17 protein-coding genes and 1 pseudogene are annotated in these 17,860 nt (G+C 73.5%); 16 read left to right on the top strand and 2 right to left on the bottom strand.

Going from position 1 to position 17,860, the window contains the following annotated elements; all coding sequences use genetic code 11:
* Positions 1 to 91 precede the first annotated feature (91 nt).
* The 7 genes and pseudogenes from HLK59_RS39290 to HLK59_RS39320 all read left to right on the top strand — a co-directional run.
* Positions 92 to 697, top strand: a pseudogene (locus HLK59_RS39290) (condensation protein); the annotation flags it as partial.
* A complete protein-coding gene (locus HLK59_RS39295; RefSeq protein ID WP_171146432.1) occupies positions 694 to 1,422 on the top strand; it encodes a class I SAM-dependent methyltransferase in 729 nt (242 codons plus the stop codon). The pseudogene HLK59_RS39290 and the gene HLK59_RS39295, both read left to right, overlap by 4 nt.
* 23 nt (positions 1,423 to 1,445) lie before the next feature.
* Entirely contained in the window at positions 1,446 to 2,354 is a 909-nt protein-coding gene (locus HLK59_RS39300) for a hypothetical protein (protein ID WP_171146447.1), read from the top strand.
* Complete coding sequence (locus tag HLK59_RS39305) at positions 2,351 to 2,560, top strand: Trm112 family protein (protein WP_171146433.1); 210 nt, start codon at positions 2,351 to 2,353, stop codon at positions 2,558 to 2,560. The genes HLK59_RS39300 and HLK59_RS39305 overlap by 4 nt, the downstream gene beginning before the upstream one ends.
* Entirely contained in the window at positions 2,557 to 3,345 is a 789-nt protein-coding gene (locus HLK59_RS39310) for an FkbM family methyltransferase (protein ID WP_171146434.1), read from the top strand. Before HLK59_RS39305 ends, HLK59_RS39310 begins: the two co-directional genes overlap by 4 nt.
* Positions 3,335 to 3,889 carry a hypothetical protein gene (locus tag HLK59_RS39315; protein ID WP_240982907.1) on the top strand — a complete coding sequence of 185 codons (555 nt, stop codon included), beginning with the start codon at positions 3,335 to 3,337 and terminating at the stop codon, positions 3,887 to 3,889. The genes HLK59_RS39310 and HLK59_RS39315 overlap by 11 nt, the downstream gene beginning before the upstream one ends.
* Before the next feature lie 119 nt (positions 3,890 to 4,008).
* A complete protein-coding gene (locus tag HLK59_RS39320; RefSeq protein WP_171146436.1) occupies positions 4,009 to 4,905 on the top strand; it encodes an MEDS domain-containing protein in 897 nt (298 codons plus the stop codon).
* A gap of 58 nt (positions 4,906 to 4,963) precedes the next feature.
* Here HLK59_RS39320 and HLK59_RS39325 read toward each other — a convergent pair whose 3' ends face one another.
* Entirely contained in the window at positions 4,964 to 7,189 is a 2,226-nt protein-coding gene (locus tag HLK59_RS39325) for a LuxR C-terminal-related transcriptional regulator (protein ID WP_346779918.1), read from the bottom strand.
* Between the two features lie 156 nt (positions 7,190 to 7,345).
* Positions 7,346 to 8,242, bottom strand: a complete 897-nt coding sequence (locus tag HLK59_RS39330; RefSeq protein ID WP_171146448.1) for a hypothetical protein — start codon at positions 8,240 to 8,242, stop codon at positions 7,346 to 7,348.
* A gap of 134 nt (positions 8,243 to 8,376) precedes the next feature.
* Between HLK59_RS39330 and HLK59_RS39335 the strand changes: the two genes are divergently transcribed.
* The 9 genes from HLK59_RS39335 to HLK59_RS39375 form a co-directional block, all read left to right on the top strand.
* Positions 8,377 to 9,423, top strand: coding sequence for a MerR family transcriptional regulator (locus HLK59_RS39335; protein WP_171146438.1), 1,047 nt, complete (start codon positions 8,377 to 8,379; stop codon positions 9,421 to 9,423).
* Between the two features lie 73 nt (positions 9,424 to 9,496).
* Entirely contained in the window at positions 9,497 to 10,363 is an 867-nt protein-coding gene (locus HLK59_RS39340) for an AraC family transcriptional regulator (RefSeq protein ID WP_171146439.1), read from the top strand.
* A 54-nt stretch (positions 10,364 to 10,417) separates the two neighbouring features.
* Positions 10,418 to 11,503 (top strand): S1 RNA-binding domain-containing protein, encoded by a 1,086-nt coding sequence (locus HLK59_RS52510; RefSeq protein WP_171146440.1) that lies wholly within the window; start codon positions 10,418 to 10,420, stop codon positions 11,501 to 11,503.
* Positions 11,504 to 11,569: 66 nt separating this feature from the next.
* Positions 11,570 to 13,018 (top strand): acyl-CoA synthetase, encoded by a 1,449-nt coding sequence (locus tag HLK59_RS39350; protein ID WP_171146441.1) that lies wholly within the window; start codon positions 11,570 to 11,572, stop codon positions 13,016 to 13,018.
* A complete protein-coding gene (locus tag HLK59_RS39355; RefSeq protein ID WP_171146442.1) occupies positions 13,011 to 14,435 on the top strand; it encodes a carboxyl transferase domain-containing protein in 1,425 nt (474 codons plus the stop codon). Before HLK59_RS39350 ends, HLK59_RS39355 begins: the two co-directional genes overlap by 8 nt.
* 98 nt (positions 14,436 to 14,533) lie before the next feature.
* Entirely contained in the window at positions 14,534 to 14,851 is a 318-nt protein-coding gene (locus HLK59_RS39360; RefSeq protein ID WP_171146443.1) for a CU044_2847 family protein, read from the top strand.
* Positions 14,848 to 16,599 carry a trypsin-like peptidase domain-containing protein gene (locus HLK59_RS39365; RefSeq protein ID WP_171146444.1) on the top strand — a complete coding sequence of 584 codons (1,752 nt, stop codon included), beginning with the start codon at positions 14,848 to 14,850 and terminating at the stop codon, positions 16,597 to 16,599. The genes HLK59_RS39360 and HLK59_RS39365 overlap by 4 nt, the downstream gene beginning before the upstream one ends.
* 23 nt (positions 16,600 to 16,622) lie before the next feature.
* Entirely contained in the window at positions 16,623 to 17,633 is a 1,011-nt protein-coding gene (locus HLK59_RS39370) for a MoxR family ATPase (protein WP_171146445.1), read from the top strand.
* Positions 17,623 to 17,860: hypothetical protein (locus HLK59_RS39375; RefSeq protein ID WP_171146446.1), on the top strand; the 238-nt coding region annotated here is incomplete at its 3' end. The genes HLK59_RS39370 and HLK59_RS39375, both read left to right, overlap by 11 nt.

The following is a 17,860-nucleotide window of genomic DNA, read 5'->3' on the forward strand; positions in this document are numbered from 1 at the left end:
TATCTGTGCTTGCTTTGTTGTTTAATGCGCCGGCCCCCCCGGAGATCTCCCCTATCAGCTCTGCCGGCAGCGTCAGATGTGGATAAGAGCCAGGCTCATGGTCACCACGGCCCTCACGATCGCCCACTGGAACCGCGAACACGGCGCCCGCCCGCGCCCGCTGCGCATCACCATGCCCGTGGACGACCGCCCCCGCGACCCGAGCATGCCGATCGGCAACGGCACACGGCTCGTCGAAGTGCCCTTCGCGCCACAGGAGTTGGCCACCACCGACCTGCCCGGGCTGCTGGAGCGCACCGCGGCCCGCACCCGTGCCCTCAAGTCCCTCCCGCGCCCCCAGCTCGGCCACGGCGCCGCCGTCCTCACCGCCCCGGTCACCCCCGTGGCCTGGCGCGCCGCCCTCACCCGGGGCCTGCGCAGAGCGGCCGGACCGTGGACGTCCACCACGCTGCTCAGCAACATCGGCCGTATCCCGTACCCGCTGGACTTCGGCGAGCAGGCGGGCCGGGCGCACGCCGTGTGGTTCTCGGCGCCCGCCCGGATGCCCCGCGGCCTCACGGTCACGACCGCCTCCACCGCCGGTCGCCTGCATCTCGCCCTGCGCTGGTCGCGCGCCCTGCTCAGCCATGGCGACGGCGCCCATCTGCGGGACCTGTTCGAGCACTATCTGCACACGACGGACGTGGACCAGCGATGACGAGCGCCCCCGTGAAACCCCGCGAACTGCGCGACTTCTACGAGGACCCGGCGGTCCCCGTGGCGTCCGGCGCCCCCCGCAGCCTCCGCCAGGCCCGCATGCTGGCCCGGGCGCTCTCCGCGGAGCCCCCGAGGACCGTCCTCGACATCGGCTGCGGCGACGGAACCGCGGCCGCCGTCGCCGCCCCCCTGCTCCGCGGTCACCGCCTGGTCGGCGTCGACTGGTCCCAGGACGCCCTGCGCCGCGCCCGCACCCGGCTGCCGTTCGCCGTCCGAGGCGAACTCACCGGCGGCGGGCTGCCGTTCGCGGGCGAGTCCGTCGACGCCGTGCTGTTCAGCGAGGTGATCGAGCATCTCGTCGACCCGGACTCGGCGATGGACGAGATCCGGCGGGTGCTGCGCCCCGGAGGCCATCTCATGCTGTCCACACCGAACTTGGCCGCCTGGTACAACCGGGGACTCCTCCTCGCCGGTGTCCAGCCCGTCTTCTCCGAGGTCAGCCTGCGGGCCGTCCACGGCCGCCCCGGCCGCGAGGTCGTGGGGCATCTGCGGCTGTACACGGCCCGCGCGCTGCGGGAGTTCGTCGCCGCGTCCGGCTTCACCGTCGTACGACTCGAAGGCGCGCCCTTCCACGGCGTGCCGCGCCCCCTGCGCCCCCTCGACCGGCTGGCGTGCCGCAGACCGTCCCTCGCCTCGATCCTGCTGTTGCACGCGCGGAAGACCTAGGGGGTCCGGCCATGTGGTGGGGAGTGGCGGCGGCCCTGATGGCGAACACCCTGTACAGCATCGGTTTCGTCCTGGAGAAACGGGCACTCACCTCCCTGCCCGAGGTGTCGATCCGGCAACCCGCCCGGCTGCTGCGGCTGGTGCTCGGCAGCCCCCTGTGGATCGGGGGGTCGCTCGCGCTGGCCGCCGGGTTCGGCGCGCAGCTGATCGTCTACCGGACCCTGCCGATCGCCGCCGCGCAGGGCATCTTCGTCTCCGGTCTCGTGCTGCTGGTCCTGCTGTCGGCGCGGCTGCTGGGCGAGGAGACGACCGGGCGGGAGCGGTACGCCCTCGGGGCGATCCTCGGCGCGCTGCTGATGGTCGTCCTGTCGCTGGACGAGCGCGCGGACACCGTCAGCCAGGCCGCCCCGTACCCGCTGATCCTGCTGGTGTGCGTGCCGTCGCTGGCGGCGGGCGTGTGGCTGTACGGGTCCGCCGAGCGCCGGGCCCGCCATCGGCACCGGATGCCGACGACCGGTGTCGAGTACGGCGTGGCGGTAGGCCTGCTCTACGGCGTGAGTTCGCTCGCCATCAAGGGCGTGTCGAGCTGTCTCACCTCAAGTGGTCTCGGAGGCGCGGTCGTCGGCCTCCTCAAGTCCCCGTATCCCTATCTGCTCCTGTTCACCGGCGCGTTCGGGCTCGTCATGTCGCAGGCCGCGCTCCAGCGCTGCCGGGCCTCGCTGATCGTGCCGGTGTGCACGACGGTGACCTGTCTGTTCACGGCGGTGCTCGGCACGCTGTCGTTCGGTGAGGCGCTGCCGCACGACCCGCTGCGGCTCGCGCTGCGGCTGGCCGGCACGGCCCTCGCCGTCTCCGTGCTGCTGTCCATGCCCAAACACGACCAGAGCCCCGCCCAACCCCCCATCGGTGCCAAGGAGTTGACACCCCCATGAAACCCGACGACCCGCTGCTCCAGATCCTCGCGTGCCCGCTGGACAAGGGTCCGCTGCACCTCGTCGTACCGGACGAGGTCCTCTACAACCCGCGCCTGCACCGCCGTTACCCGGTGGTGGACGGCATCCCGCAGCTGCTGCCGTCCTCCGGGGAGCAGGTCTCGGACGACGAACACGAGGACCTGCTCAAGCGGATGAGCCCATGACCCTGGCCGCGAGAGTCGCCCCGCTGCTGCCCACCCGGCTGGTCGCCGCCGTCGCCCGGGCCGTGTACCCGCGCTTCGAACCGGAGTTGGCGCGACTCGGCGAGCTGTGTCCGGCCGGCTGCGGCACGGCGGTGGACGTCGGCGGCTGGTACGGGCCGTGGACGCGCCGGCTGTCGAGGCGGGCGCGCCGGGTGGTGACCGTGGAACCGGTCCCCCATCTGGCACGGCTGCTCGCGGCGACCGCCCCGCCCAACGTCCGGGTCGTGCAGGCCGCCGCGGCCGAACGCCCCGGCCAGGCCCGGCTCTGGCTGCCGCGGCACGACGCCGGCGACCGGGGTGTCTCCTCCCTGGTCCGCCGCGACATCCACGTCCAGGCCCTCTCGGTGGGCTGTGTCACGCTCGACGAACTCGGCCTCAAGGACGTCGGTTTCGTCAAGGTCGACGTCGACGGCAGCGAGCTCGCGGTCCTGCGCGGCGCGACCTGCATCCTGGCGCGCGACCGGCCGGCCCTCTTCGTCGAGCTGGAGTCCCGTATCCAGCCGATCGCCCCGGTGGTGACGTACCTGGCGCTGCTCGGCTACGAGGGCTGGGTGCTGCCGGGCCGCGACTGGGTGCGGCTGAGCGCCTTCCCGCTGGAGGCCCATCAGGCGGAGGCCTCCTACGTCGCCGGCCACGGTCTGCTCCGCCGGGTGCTGCCGCTGCGGGGTCCCCGGTACGTCAATTCCGTGCTGTTCCTGCCCGATGCCCGCCGCCCGGTGGGCCACGATGGATCACATGTCCCTTGATTTCCAGCTGGTACTGCTCCGGCGCATGGCCGACCACAACCCGGACCTGGTCGAGGACGCCCGCCGCGAGCTGGGCGCCTCCCTGGCCGACATGCGCGAGGCGAACAAACGCTGGCAGGCGATGATCCGCTCCCCCCGCGCACGCGGCGCCGCGTCCCGCTACCGCTCGGTCCTGGGGACCCCTCAGACGGTCCTCACCCGCAAGGTCGGCGACCTGGACTGCGAGGCCTGGCTGTGGCCCCTGCCCCTCTGGCCGGACCTGCGCTTCGAGGTACTGCTGGCGCCGAACGGCGGGGTGTGGAACGAGTGGCTGGTGCGGGCACCGGGAGCAGCGGGCCCTGACCTGCGCACACTGGAGGACCTCACCCCCTGGTCCTGCACGGTGGACGAGGCGGCACGGGCCTTCCCCCCGGCGCGCCCGCTGGAGGGCACGGCCCCGACCCGCTGGGGTCTGGCCTTCACGGCCCTGGACGGGGACGGCGTACGACACGAGTGCGCGGCGGAGTTCACATGGGGCTTGCTCCAAAGACTTTCGGTCAGGTGACGCACCCAAGGGGCGCGGGAAACTGCGCGACCAGCCCCCACTCAGTCGCACTCTGACCTCAGACCGGTCAAACCCGATCATTCAGCAGATCAAGCCCCCCACGCCCCTACCGTGTTCCGATGACCGAGACGACGTCAGATCGGACCGTGCCCGTCGAACGGCTGAAGCTGGGCGATCACGCCTGTATGAGTGTGCGCGACACCGAATCGCCGTGGAAGGTCTTCACCGCGTACACCCGGACCAGCCTCGCCCGCCGCGAGAAGGTCCTGCTCGTCATGAACCCGGACGACATGAACGACGACGACGTGGTCGCCCTCCTCGACGGCGGCTCCGGTCACGCGGCCGCCGCCCGGGACAGCGGACAGCTCTCCCTGAAGCGGAACACCGAGATGTACATCCCGGACGGCCGCTTCCGCGAGGACCGCACGATCGAGCTGTACACACAGGAGGTCAACCGCAGCTACAGCGAGGGCTGGGCGGGGCTGCGACTGACCGCCGACATGAGCTGGGCACCGAGGATCGGCCTCGACCACGAGCGGCTCCTCGACTACGAGGCCTCCGTGGCACCGCTGTTCGCCGACCCGCTGTTCACCGCGATCTGCTGGTACGACCAGGAGCGCTTCGGCGACGGCCTGCTGAGCGACATGACCAAGGTCCACCCGCTGCGGGTCCTGGAGAACCTCGACGCGATCGACGCCGACACGGCCCTGGACGGCAGCCGGGTCCCCGGCTCCGCGGAACCCGGCACGCGCGCGGAGTTCATCGAGACACTGCGCGGCGCCCTGGACCGCCGGGACACCACCGGGCCCGCCCGTTTCGTCCTCGACCTGCGGGACCTGTGCTTCATGGAGGCGCACTGCGCCTGGCAGCTGATCAGCCTCGTCGGCTCCCTGCCGAACGGCAGCGAGGTCACCGTGCGGTGCGGGGAACTGCTGGGACTCGTCCTGCGACAGCTCGGCGCGGACGAGGTACCCCAACTGGCGCTCAGCGTCGAGGAGGACGAGGTGGCGGTGTGAACGAGGGCCGGGCGGTCGTACCCCTGATCCATCCGTACGGCTGCCCGCCGTCGTCCGGCTATCCCTCCTCCGGCCGCCGGGTGCTGAACCACGCCGCCACCTGACTGCGGTTCGCGAATCCCAGCTTCACGAGTATCCGCTCGACATGTCCCTCGGCCGTGCGCTGCGCGATCACGAGGTTGTCGGCGATCTGCCGGTTCGTGCGCCCCTGCGCGATCAGCGCGGCCACCTGCATCTCCCGCCGCGTCAACGGCACCTCGTCCGGCGCCGACCCGGCCGGCCTGATCACCGAGGGTTCCGGCACCTCCCCCAGCGCGAACGCGACGGCCTCGTCCATCGACAGCCCGCCGCCGCGCCGGTGCGCCCGCTCGTACGCCGCGTCCCCGAGCGCCCGCCGTGCGTGCCGCTCGGCGATCCTGAGCCGCCCGGGCTGGAGCGTCTCCACGGGGTTGCCGCCGATGTCCCGCCAGATCCGGTCCACCGCCCCGCGCAGCACGCCCGCCCGCTCGGCCGCCCCCGCCAAGGCCAGCGCCTCCGCGGCGGCGAGCAGATCGAGGGTGCGGGCGAGACTCTGGGCCTGCTGGGTGGTGTACGGCAGCCGCAGACAGGCCCGCGCATGCTCGGCGGCCCGCTCGTAGTCCCCCGCCGACCAGTACGCCAGCGCCAGCGTGCGCAACGCCCAGCCCCGCGCCCACTGTTCACCGTGCGCCTCGCAGAGCGCGATCGCCTCGACGCACAGCGGCACCGCCTCCTGGGGCCGGCCCCGGCTGACGAGGGTGCAGGCCAGTTCGACCCGGGTGAGGACGATGAAGCTGGCCGTCGTGGTGCGCGCCCGGCCCGGGCCGAAGGAGCCGGCCGGCACCGGCGGCGGGCTGGGCACCGACAGCTCCCGGTCCGCCGTCGAGCGGGGCGTCTCGGTGCCCGCCAGGACGGCGGCCGAGCGGGTGTGGACCAGCGACATCAGCGCGCCCGCCCACATCGCCCTGGTCAGCGCCACGTCCGGACGCGCACCGGCGCGCAGCGCGCCGTCCATGAAATGCCGGCCCTGGCCCCAGATACCGCCCGCGACCCAGTGGAACCACAGGGAGGACGCCATCCGCAGTCCGTGCTGGGCCTCGCCCGGGGTGGTGAGACAGAAGTCCAGCGCGGCACGGACGTTGTCCCGGTCGAGGCGCAGCCGCTCGGTGATCTCCGCCTGGTCGGGCCCGAACCAGTTCCGCTCGTACTCCCCGGCCAGCCGGGCGAAGTGGTCCCGGTGCCGGCGCCGGGTCACGGTCACCTCACCGAGGTCCTCCAGCTTCTCCAGGCCGTAGTCCCGCAGGGAGACGAGCAGCCGGTAGCGCACCTGCCCGCCGTACTCCTCCCGGACCAGCACCGACTTGTCGACCAGCCCCGCCACCGCGTCCAGGACGTCCGCCTCGCCGAGGCCCTCCCCGCCGCAGACCGCCTCCGCGGCCGTGAGGTCGAAGCCGCCGACGAACACCGACAGCCACGCCCACACCAACTGCTCCTGCGGGGTGCACAGTTCATGGCTCCAGTCGACCGCGGAGCGCAGCGTGCGGTGCCGGGGCGCGGAGGCGGGGCTGCCGCCGGTGAGCAACTGATAGCGGTCGTCGAGCCGTTCGACGAGCTGCTCCACACCGAGCGCCCGCACCCGTACGGCCGCGAGTTCGATGGCGAGCGGCAGCCCGTCGAGCCGTCGGCACAACCGGGCCACGGCCTGCTGGTTGCCGTCTCCGAGGGTGAAGCCGGGCACCACGGCGGCCGCCCGGTCGGCGAACAGCCGCAGCGCCGGGAACCGTTCGGCGGCGAGCGCACCCCGGGCGAACTCGTCCGGCGCGGGCGCCGACAGCGGCGGCACCTCGAAGAGCCGCTCCCCGGCCGGACCGAGCCGGTGCCGGCTGGTGGCGAGGATCCGTACCCCTTCCGTCGCCGACAGCACGGCGGCGGCGAGCACGGCACAACTGCGCAGCAGATGCTCGCAGTTGTCGAGCACGATGAGCAGCCGCCGCTCGCGCAGGTACTCCACGAGCACCTCCAGCGGCGGCCGTACGCTCTCGCTGCGCACCCCGAGCGCGTCGATCACGGCGTGCGGGACGAACGCCTCGTCGCGCAGCGCGGCGAGCGGCACCAGCCACACCCCGTCCGGGAAGACCCGCGCCACCTGCCGTGCCACATGCCCGGCGAGCCGGGTCTTGCCCACCCCGCCCGGTCCCGTCAGTGTCAGCAGTCTCCCCACCGACAGCAACCGTCTGACTTCGGCCGCCTCGTCCCTGCGCCCCACGAAGCTCGTCAGCTCCACAGGGAAGCCTGAAGTACGCCGCGACTCTGATCCGCCCACGACCGGTCACGCCCTCTGTAGTGGTCCCCGTACGCGCTGTTTCCCCGCAGGGTAGGCACCGGGTGCCCGCGACAGGCCGGGTTCGCGGATTTCCCGCCTCTACGGGTGAGCGAAAGTTGCGCCCGGCCCCTCGGCCGCCCTCAGGATCACCGCCACCACGAGCGGCAGGGACCGCGGGTGCAGGTCGAGGAAGAGATTCGGCTCGACGAGCTCCAGCTCCATCACCCGCGGCCGGCCGTCGTCCCCGTCCACGAGGTCCACGCGCGCGTACAGCAGCTCCGGAGCATCCGGTACGGCGGCCAGGGCGCGCTCGGCGACGGCGAGTTCGGCCGGGGTCGCCGTCCACGGCTCCAGGCCGGGGTGGGCGACCTTGTGCGCGTCGAAGGCCGTACCGGGCGCGAGGACCGCCCGCTTCCGGCTGGCGTGCAGGAACCGGCCCCCGAAGAACAGCAGCGCCCGCTCACCGCCCGCGTCGATGCCCGTCATGTACGGCTGCACCATCGCGGTGAGCCCCTCCTCGTGCATCCGCGCGAGCTGCCGTACGGCGGTCCCGTGCTGCTCCGGCGTGTACCGCGCGGCATAGCGGGCGCCCGCTCCGGAGGTCGGCTTGACCACGTACTCCCGGTCGTCCGGGAGGTCGACGGGGTCACCGGGCGCCAGGTACCGGGTGGGCACGGTGGGCACCCCCGCCGCCGCCAGCTCCCCCAGATACCGTTTGTCCGTGTTCCACCGCACGACCTCGGCCGGGTTCGCGAGCCGGGTCGCCTTGCCGCACCGCTCGGCCCACGCGACGAACTCCGCCGCCCGCCAGCTGTAGTCCCAGGTGGAGCGGATGACGGCGAGGTCGTAGCCGCCCCAGTCGACGTCGGCGTCGTCCCAGAACACGCCGTCCGCCTCGGCCCCGGCGGCGCGCAGGGCGTCCAGGAGCACGGGCAGATCGCGGTCGTGGCTGGGCTCCGGCCGGGGGTCGTAGGTGACGAGGGCGACTCGGGGCACGACGGGGGTCCCTTCTTGCATGACGTGTACCTCGGCAGGCTATGCGTGCGCCCCGCAACCGCGGCAACCCATTTGACCTTCCCCCATGGTGAAGCCCCAGCATCGGGGGCGGCACCCGGACGGGAAGGACGTACATGCTGACGATCGGCGCCTTCTCGAAGGCGTGCCGGCTGTCGCCCAAGGCGTTGCGGCTCTACGACGAGCTGGACCTGCTGCGTCCCGCGAAGGTCGACCCGGACACCGGCTACCGGTACTACGCGGTCGGGCAGCTGGAGCGGGCCCGGCTGGTGGCGTGGCTGCGGCGGATCGGGATGCCGCTGGCCCGGATCCGCGAGGTGTGCGCCCTCGATGCCGCGGCGGCGGCCCGGGAGGTCCGTGCGTACTGGGCGCGGGTCGAGGCGGAGACCGCCCAGCGGCGCGACCTGGCCGGATTCCTGGCCGACCATCTGACATCCGTCGCGCGAGGCGACCCGCCCGCGCTGGAACTCCTGTACGCCGCCCACTCGGACCCCGGCCGGGTCCGCCCCGCCAACCAGGACACGGCCTACGCGGGCGCCCGGCTGCTCGCGGTCGCCGACGGCTACGGCCCCGCGGGCCTGCCCGCGAGCAGCGCGGCCGTGGCGGCGCTGAAGTTCCTGGACGCCCAGGACGGGTCGGCGGGTGAGGTGCTCGATCTGCTGGAGGAGGCGGTGCGGGGCGCGACGGAGGCCGTCGAGGACGTGGCCGACTCGGGCACGACCCTGACGGCGTTGCTGTGGACGGGCTCCCGGCTGGCCCTGGCGCACATCGGCGACTCCCGCGCGTATCTGCTCCGCGAGGGCGGTCTGTTCCGCATCACCCATGACCACACGCTCGTCCAGTCGCTCATCGACGAGGGCCGTCTGACACCGGACGAGGCGAGGTCCCACCCCCGGCGCACCCTCCTGCTGAAGGCCCTCGGCACCACGGCCCCCGACCTCCGCCTCCACGAGGCCCGCCCCGGCGACCGCTACCTCCTGTGCTCCGACGGTCTGTCCTCGGTCGTGCCGGAGGACGACATCCGCCGCACCCTCGGCTCGGCCGCCGGCCCGGACGCGGCCGTCCACGCCCTGATCGCCGCGGCGAACACCGCGGGCGGCCCGGACAACGTGAGCTGCGCGGTCGCGGACCTGGTCGCGGCAGAGGCCCTCGACCCGACCTGATCGGGCACAGGATGTCGGGTCGGGCAGGGTGGGCCCTTCCTCCCGTGGGTGATCGAAAGGGAAGGAGGCCGGGGTGCTGGAACGGCTGAACCAGGCCATGGAGTACATCGAGCACCGCCTCGATCAGCGGATCGAGGCGGCCGACGTGGCACGGACCGCGCTGACCTCGGAGTACCACCTGCGGCGGCTGTTCTCGGCGCTGGCGGGGATGCCGCTGTCGGAGTACATCCGGCGCAGGCGGCTCACGATCGCCGGTGCCGAGGTACTGGCCGGGGACCGGACCCTGCTGGAGATCGCGGTGCGCTACGGCTACACGTCCGGTGAGGCGTTCGCCCGCGCGTTCCGCGCCATGCACGGCGTCGGGCCCGGCGAGGCCAGACGGACCGGCGCGGCGCTGGAGTCCCAGCCACGGCTGTCCTTCCGTCTCACCGTCGAAGGGAGCAGCAGTATGCGATACCGGATCGTGGAGAGGGACGAGTTCCGGGTGGTCGGCAGGAAGGTGCGCGTCCCCCTCGTGCACGAGGGGATGAACCCCGCCATCGCCGACTTCATCCGGGGCCTCGGCCAGGAGACACTGCGGCGCATCGAGGCGCTGTCCGACCAGGAGCCGCAGGGAATCGTGGGGGTGAGCGACAACCTGGACCCGAGCCGGGCGGAGGGCACCGAACTCGACTACTACCACGGGGTGGTGAGCGGGGCGGCCGTGCCCGAGGACATGGAAGTGCTCGCCGTACCGGCCGGGACCTGGGCCGTCTTCGAGAACACCGGGCCGTTCCCGCAGGCACTCCAGTACCTGTGGCGTGACGTGTTCACCCAGTGGTTCCCGTCCAACCCGTACCGCAGCCGCCCGGGCCCCGAGCTGCTGCGGACCCGGCTGACACCGGACGCGGCACAGGCGGACGCGGAGCTGTGGATCCCGGTGGAGCGGGATCCCGGGTAGGGGCCGCCGAAAAGCGGGGGGCGTCCGCCGGAGGGCAGCCGGCACAATCACCGCATGCCGATCTCCGCAACGGACGCCTACGCCAGGGAAACCCACCTGCCCCCGCTGGTCGAGCGCGCCCTCACCGCCGCCCGCGCCCACGGCTACTACGCCGTCCGCCGCGAAGCGGGCCGTCTGCTGCACGCCCTGGCGGGCGGCGCGGAGGACGCGATCGGCAAGACGGGCGCGGGCTGCGGGGTGGGGCTGGCGTGGCTGGCCTCGGGGGCACGGGAGGGCGTACGGATCGTCGGCGTGGAACGCGACCCGGAGCGTGCCCGCGTCGCCGCCGAGGTCTTCGCCGACCGGCCCGAGGTGGAGATCGTCCACGGCGACTGGCGGCGGATCGGTGAGCGGGGGCCGTACGGCCTTCTCGTGCTCGACGGCGACGGCACCGGCGACTCCCCGGACGACGACCCCGCCGACCCGGCCCGGCTGCTCACGCCGGACGGCACGATCGTGATCGACGGCCTCGCACCGGCGCCCGACGATCCGCCGCCGCACGGCAGGGAGCCGGGCCGGGCCCGGCGGTTCTGGCTACGGCATTCCGCGCTGGAGACCCTCCAGATCCCCCTCGCTGCGGACCTGGCCCCACTCGTCGCCACCCGGCGCCGGCTCGCCGGCACCGAGACGACCTGGCGGGGATTCGAGCGCGGGCAGGTCGTGCGGGGTGTCGTCACCCGCATCGAGAGCTTCGGTGTGTTCGTCGACCTCGACGGCAGCGAGGGCTTCATCACCGCCCCCGAACTCACCCGACGCCACTTCGACTCCTACGACGAGGTCGTCCACGTCGGCCAGGAGGTGACCGCGGAGGTCCTCGCCTTCGAGCTGTTCCGGCCGCAGGTCCGGATCTCCACGGCGGCTCTGGAGCCCGACCCGCTGGCCGAGTTCGCCCGCGACGCGTTCGGCCGCCCCCTGGTCGGGCCGGTCACCAAGGTCGTCCCGTTCGGTGTGTTCGTGCGTGTCGCCGAGGGCGTCGAGGGCCTCGTGCACCGCGACGACCTCGTGGGCCCGGACCTGCCGGACGCCGGCACCGAACTCACCGTCGAGGTCACGGACATCAATCTCGTACTGCGCCGGGTGCGCCTGCGCCCGGCGCGCTGACCTCGATCGCCCTCGGCCACCCGTGGTTGTCTTCACTGTGGGACCAACAGCTAAGGAGCCCGACACGTGACCTCCCTCTTCCCGGCCCTGACCGACGCTCCGGCGGACCGCCCCGCCCTGCGGTTCGGCGACCGGTCCCTGACGTACGCGGAGCTCGCCACCGCGACCGGTCTGCTGGCCGGCCGCCTCGGGAACGCGGGCCGCGTCGCCGTATGGGCGACCCCGACGCTGGAGACCGCCGTCGCCGTCGTGGCGGCGCTGCGGGCCGGTGTGCCCGCGGTGCCGCTGAACCCGAAGTCCGGGGAGAAGGAACTCGGGCACATCCTGTCGGACAGCGCGCCGTCGCTGGTCCTGGCGGCGCCGGGCGATGAACTACCGGCTGCGGTAAGGGACTTGCCACGCATCGACGTGACCCCCGACACCACATCCACCGCGGCCCCCACCTCCACCTCCACCGACGACGACCCGGCCCTCGTCGTCTACACCTCCGGCACCACCGGCCCCCCGAAGGGCGCCGTCATCCCCCGCCGGGCGATCGCCTCGACCCTGGACGCGCTGGCCGACGCCTGGCAGTGGACCGGCGAGGACGTACTGGTGCACGGTCTGCCGCTGTTCCATGTGCACGGCCTGGTCCTGGGCATCCTCGGCCCGCTGCGGCGCGGCGGATCGGTGCGCCATCTGGGCCGGTTCTCGACACAGGGCGTCGCGCGGGAGCTGTCCGACGGCGCGACGATGCTGTTCGGGGTGCCGACGATGTACCACCGGATCGCCCAGTCCCTGGCCGAGGAACCGGAGTTGGCGAAGGCGCTGGGGCGGGCGCGGCTGCTCGTGTCCGGGTCCGCCGCGCTGCCGGTGCACGACCACGAGCGGATCACGGCGGCGACGGGCCGACGGGTGATCGAGCGGTACGGCATGACGGAGACGTTGATGAACACCAGCGTCCGCGCGGACGGCGAGGCGCGGGCGGGGACGGTCGGGGTGCCGCTGCCGGGCGTGGAGCTGCGGCTGGTGGAGGAGGACGGGGCGCCGATCACCTCGTACGACGGGGAGACGGTCGGTGAGATCCAGGTGCGCGGCCCGAACCTGTTCACCGAGTACCTCAACCGCCCCGACGCGACGGCGGCGGCGTTCACGGCCGACGGCTGGTTCCGTACGGGGGACATGGCGGTGCGCGAGTCCGACGGCTACGTCCGGATCGTCGGCCGGAAGGCCACCGACCTGATCAAGAGCGGGGGTTACAAGATCGGGGCGGGTGAGATCGAGAACGCGCTCCTGGAGCATCCGGGGGTGCGGGAGGCGGCGGTCACCGGGGAGCCGGACGCCGATCTGGGCGAGCGGATCGTGGCGTGGATCGTGCCGGCGGATCCGGCGGCGCCGCCCGGACTGGAAGAGCTGGCGGCGCATGTGGCGAGCCGCCTCGCCCCTCACAAGCGGCCACGTGTCCTCCACCATCTCCCCTCCCTCCCCCGCAACGACATGGGGAAGATCATGAAGCGGTCGCTGACCCATGGCTGACCGTCTCTCCGCCCGCGAGACCCTAGCCCTCCTCACGGACGACTTCACCGAACTACCCGCCCCCGCAAGGGAGTCCGAGCCCGACGGCCCGCTCGCCTGGCAGGGCTACGACGCCGCACGCGCCCGCGCGAGCGAGCGGACCGGCGAGGACGAGTCCGTCGTGTGCGGGACGGGGAGGGTCGAGGGAACCCGGGCAGTGCTGCTCGCCTTCGAGTTCGGCTACCTCGGCGGCTCCCTGGGCGTACGCACCGGCGACCGGCTGGAGGCGGCGTACGGCTACGCGCGCGCCCACCGTCTCCCGGTCGTCCCCCTGGTCGCCACGGGTGGCAGCCGGATGCAGGAGGGCATGCTCGCCCTGACCCAACTCCAGCGCGTGGCCCGCCAGTCGGCCCTCACCCGCGAGGCGGGCCTGCCCCAGATCGCGGTACTGCGGGACCCGACCACGGGCGGCGGCTGGGCCACCCTCGGCGCGGGCGCCGACATCGTCCTCGCCCTCCCCGGCGCCCAGATCGGCTTCGCCGGCTCCCGGGTCCGCCCGCCGGACGCGGACCCGACGGCGTACACCGCGGAGGCGCAGGTGGCGGCGGGCGCGGTGGACGCGGTCGTCCGCCCGGAGTCGCTCCGCGAAACCCTGGGCCGCTGGCTGCGCCTGCTGACGTCCCCGGCCCCGGAGGCACCGCTACCCCGACACCCCGGCCCGGCAGCCCCCTCACCGGCCACGGCCACCGACACCGGCTCCCCGCACACCGTCCGAAACCCAGACCCCGCCCCGGCCGAGGACGCCCGGGAATCCTCCGCCCCACCTCTCCCCCGCACCGGCTGGGAAGCCGTCCAGTGGGCCCGTTCCCCCCAACGCCCGCGTGCCGACCGCTACTTGGACACCTACTTCACCCACCGCGTCGCGATCTCCGGCGACCGTTGCGGCGGTACGGACCCGGGGATGCTGTGCGGCTTCGGGGAGCACGCGGGCAGGACGGTCGCGTACGCCGCGCAGGCCGGCACCGCGACCCGCCCCGCCGGCTACCGCACCGCCGCCCGGCTGATCCGGCTCGCGGACCGGCTCGGCATCCCGGTGCTGACGCTGGTGGACACCCCGGGCGCCGCCAACGACGCGGAGGCGGAGCGGCAGGGGGTGGGGGCGGCGATCGCGGACCTGTTCGCCGCGCTGGCGACCGTCCGCACCCCGATCACCACCCTCCTCATCGGCGAGGGCGGCTCCGGCGGGGCCCTCGCCCTGGCCGCACCCGGCAACACCTGGGCCACCCCGGACAGTTACTTCTCCGTCATCGCACCGGAGCCGGCGGCGGCGATCCTGAAACGGCCCCCGGCGGCCGTGACGGCGACCGCGGACCAACTCCGCATCAGGCCGCAGGACTTGGCGGAGCTGGGGGTGATCCGGACAGCGGATCGCGGCTGAGACCGCGCCGCGGTGTTCGGCCGTGTGGAAACCGGGACAAGCCCAACCGCCGTCCGGAACAATGAACGGGCTCGGTTCCGGCGTACGACGGGGGCGTCATGGAAGGCTTGGTCGAGTTCAGGACCGGTGACGGTGCGGTGATCGCGGTCGAGGCCGCCGACGACGTCCGAGGCTCCCGGCTCGTCTCCCGCGACGGCACCGTGCAGGCCGCCCGCACGTTCGAGAGCGCCCTCGACGGCGTGCGCTCGGCGGCCGAGGCGGCACTGCGGGTGTTCCGGGACGGCACGCTCCAACCGGACGGTGTGGAGATCGAGTTCGGGGTGAAACTGTCCGCCGAGACGGGCGCGATCATCGCGAAGGGCACCGCGGAAGGCCACCTCGTCGTCAAACTGACCTGGGCGCCGGCCACGTCATGACCGACGCCGAGTGGCACGCCCGCGTCGAGTGCGCGGGCAAGGTCATCGGCGCCGGCTTCCTGGTGGCCCCCGGCACCGTGCTGACCTGCGCCCATGTCGCGCTCGACCGTGGCCCGTTGACCGTGGCCTTCCCGCAGCGCCCGGGATCCCTCGCCGTCCCGGCCCGCGTCGTCGCGCACGGCGACTGGGCGGGCGGCCCCGCCGACCCGGGCGACCTGGCCGTACTGGAACTGGCCCAGGAGGTCACCATCGCCCCGGCGGCCCTGGCCCCGGCCGCCACCGCGCACGGCGACCGCAAACTCGTCGCGTACGGCTTCCCGGCCGGCTGGGACGAGGGCACCCTCGCCGAGTACCGCACCACCGGGCCGGTGCTGGTCGGCGGCGAGTGGATCCAGCTGGAGGCGTGGAGCGGACACGGCCAGCCGCTCGCCGCGGGATTCAGCGGCGCCGCCGTCACCCTGGTCGAGACCGGTGAGGTGGTCGGCATGGTCACGGCGGCGGCGGACGCCCGGGACGTCCGCACGGGCCGGATGATGCCGACCGATGTGATGCGACGCCACTGGCCGGGCCTGGAGGGCCTCGTCCCGGCGGCGGGCAGCAGCGTCCTCGCCGCCCGCCGCCGGCTGCGCGCCCTGGTCGAGCGGGCGATCCGGGTCGGACTGGACTGCGATCCGGTACGCCTCTACAACGACGCCGTCGCCGGCGACATCGCCCCACCGCCTCCGCCCGAGGGCTTCGACTCCCTGTGGTCGGCGGCCTGGTTCGTACAGAGCGAACTGGACGACCCGGCCGCGGTGACACGGTTCGCGGACCGTCTGGCCACCCTCCTGGGCCCACGCCCCACGCCCCGCCGTACGACACCCGCCTGGGCGCCCATCCTGATCGAACTGGGGCACAGCGGCGCGGGCGAGGACCTGGTCCGTGTGGAGGTGTCGGCGTACAGCGGCGGGCGACGCCACCCGGTCGGCTCCGACACCGTGCCGCACACCCGGCTGCGGTCGTACGTCCAGGACCGTATCGACGCGGCCTTCCGCCATGTCCCCCCGGACGCCGACGAGTTGATCGCGTTCGCGCTGCCCCGCGACTGGCTCGACTGGCCGGTCGACAGCTGGGAGAGCGACCCCGACGACGACACCCCGCTCGGTCTCGCCCTGCCCGTCGTCGTCACCGATCACGCCCGCCGCAAGGCCCGCACCCGGCACGCCCTGACCCGCGCCTGGAACCGTCTCGACACCGGACCCCGGGCCCGCGTGCACCGCGTGGCATGCGGCTGCCCGGGCAAGCCGGGCGAACTCCGGCTGGCGCTCCTGGAGTCGGAGCCCTGCCTCGCGGGTTTCGCCGCCGCCCCCGGCACCGACCGCACCCGTGAGCACTTCAGGACCTCGCTCGTCGCCCCGGCCCCGGTGATCGTGTGGTCCCGCCGTGGCTGCGGTACGGAGGCCGCGTGTGCGGACGTCTGCCCCGGCACGGCGTTCCTCGACTCCCTCGACGCCCATGTCTCCCGCGTACGGCCCGCCGACCTCCCCCGCAGTGTCCTCGCCCTGCGCCGCGAGGCCGCCGCCGAGGACGGCCACTGGGCCCAGGACATCCAGCTCCTGTGGGACGACCCACGCTGCTTCACGGACCCGCACGAGGAGGGGGCGCACCTGCGCTCACCGGTGGCGGGGGCGCCCGCGCACATCCCGCCGCATCTCGGCGTCGTACGCCCGGGACTCCCGGCGTCGGCACCCTGGTTCCCCGTCGCCTGAGACCGTTCACCGATCGGAGAGACATGCCGCGCTGGTCCGTCTACACCGGCAACAGCGAGCCGCACGACGGCATCACCGAACTGCCCGCGCCACCCCCGTGGCGGGCGTTCGACGGCGGACCGGCGCTGCCGTCACCCGGTGACACCGCCGACGAGTCGGCCGTCTCACCGGACCGCGTGCACCGCGCCCGCACCTACGTCGCCACCCCGGAGAGCGTCCAGCTGGTCAACGCCGCCCTCTGTCTGCGGCGTCCGCTGCTGGTCACCGGCCCGCCCGGCACCGGCAAGTCCTCGCTGGCGTACGCGGTGGCGCGCGAGCTGTGCCTCGGCCCGGTCCTGCGCTGGAACATCACCAGCCGCAGCACCCTCGCCGACGGCCTCTACCAGTACGACCCGCTGTCCCGCCTGTACGCGGCCCGCCCCGGCGGGGAACGTGCCCACGGCGGTGTCGAGGACCATCTGCGCCTCGGCCCCCTGGGCACGGCGCTCCTCCCCTACGACCACCCCCGCGCCCTTCTCGTCGACGAGCTCGACAAGAGCGACCTCGACCTGCCCAACGACCTGCTGAACATCTTGGAGGAGGGCCAGTTCGAGATCCCCGAACTGGTCCGCGCGGCCCGTCACTCCGCCGACGGCGCGGCCGAGGTCCTCGCGGACGGCACGGACACCCCGGTCGGCGTGCGACGCGGCCGGGTCCGCTGCCGCGCCTTCCCCTTCGTCGTCCTGACCAGCAACGGCGAACGCGAGTTCCCCCCGGCCTTCCTGCGCCGCTGCGTCCGCCTGCAACTCCACCGCCCCGACCGCGAACAGCTCACCGCGATCGTCCGCGCCCACCTCGGCGCGCCGGACGACCGGACGACATCCCTGATCGAGACCTTCCTGAACCGCGCGAACAGCGGCGAACTCGCCACGGACCAGCTCCTCAACGCGATCTACCTCACGGGCGTGGCGGGCTTGAACGCCGACTCCCGCGACCAGCTGGCCGAGCAGCTGATGCCCTATCTGAGCGCGACGGCGGACGGCGATGGCTTCTGAGAGCGGGGACGTCCAGGATGCCGGGGTCACCGCGATCGCGCGCCTCACGGCCGTGCTGGCTACCGCGGCCGACCCCGACACCCCCGGGCCGGTCCCTCATGAACTGGCCGAACTGCTGTGGCTGGCACAACAGTTGGGCAACCGCGAAAGCCATGCCGGCCCCACGGACGGCACCGTCCCCGTGACACCCGTCTCGCCACCCCCCATGCCCGCCCCTGCCGAGGCAC

Origin of the sequence: Streptomyces sp. S3(2020) (assembly GCF_013044505.1) — a bacterium.
Classification (GTDB): domain Bacteria; phylum Actinomycetota; class Actinomycetes; order Streptomycetales; family Streptomycetaceae; genus Streptomyces.

Coding starts and splice junctions, on each gene's coding strand:
- HLK59_RS39365 (WP_171146444.1), top strand. CDS start 14,848: ATGACCGACGCCGAGTGGCACGCCCGCGTCGAGTGCGCGGGCAAGGTC.
- HLK59_RS39310 (WP_171146434.1), top strand. CDS start 2,557: ATGACCCTGGCCGCGAGAGTCGCCCCGCTGCTGCCCACCCGGCTGGTC.
- HLK59_RS39315 (WP_240982907.1), top strand. CDS start 3,335: ATGTCCCTTGATTTCCAGCTGGTACTGCTCCGGCGCATGGCCGACCAC.
- HLK59_RS39320 (WP_171146436.1), top strand. CDS start 4,009: ATGACCGAGACGACGTCAGATCGGACCGTGCCCGTCGAACGGCTGAAG.
- HLK59_RS39370 (WP_171146445.1), top strand. CDS start 16,623: ATGCCGCGCTGGTCCGTCTACACCGGCAACAGCGAGCCGCACGACGGC.
- HLK59_RS39355 (WP_171146442.1), top strand. CDS start 13,011: ATGGCTGACCGTCTCTCCGCCCGCGAGACCCTAGCCCTCCTCACGGAC.
- HLK59_RS52510 (WP_171146440.1), top strand. CDS start 10,418: ATGCCGATCTCCGCAACGGACGCCTACGCCAGGGAAACCCACCTGCCC.
- HLK59_RS39335 (WP_171146438.1), top strand. CDS start 8,377: ATGCTGACGATCGGCGCCTTCTCGAAGGCGTGCCGGCTGTCGCCCAAG.
- HLK59_RS39360 (WP_171146443.1), top strand. CDS start 14,534: ATGGAAGGCTTGGTCGAGTTCAGGACCGGTGACGGTGCGGTGATCGCG.
- HLK59_RS39295 (WP_171146432.1), top strand. CDS start 694: ATGACGAGCGCCCCCGTGAAACCCCGCGAACTGCGCGACTTCTACGAG.
- HLK59_RS39305 (WP_171146433.1), top strand. CDS start 2,351: ATGAAACCCGACGACCCGCTGCTCCAGATCCTCGCGTGCCCGCTGGAC.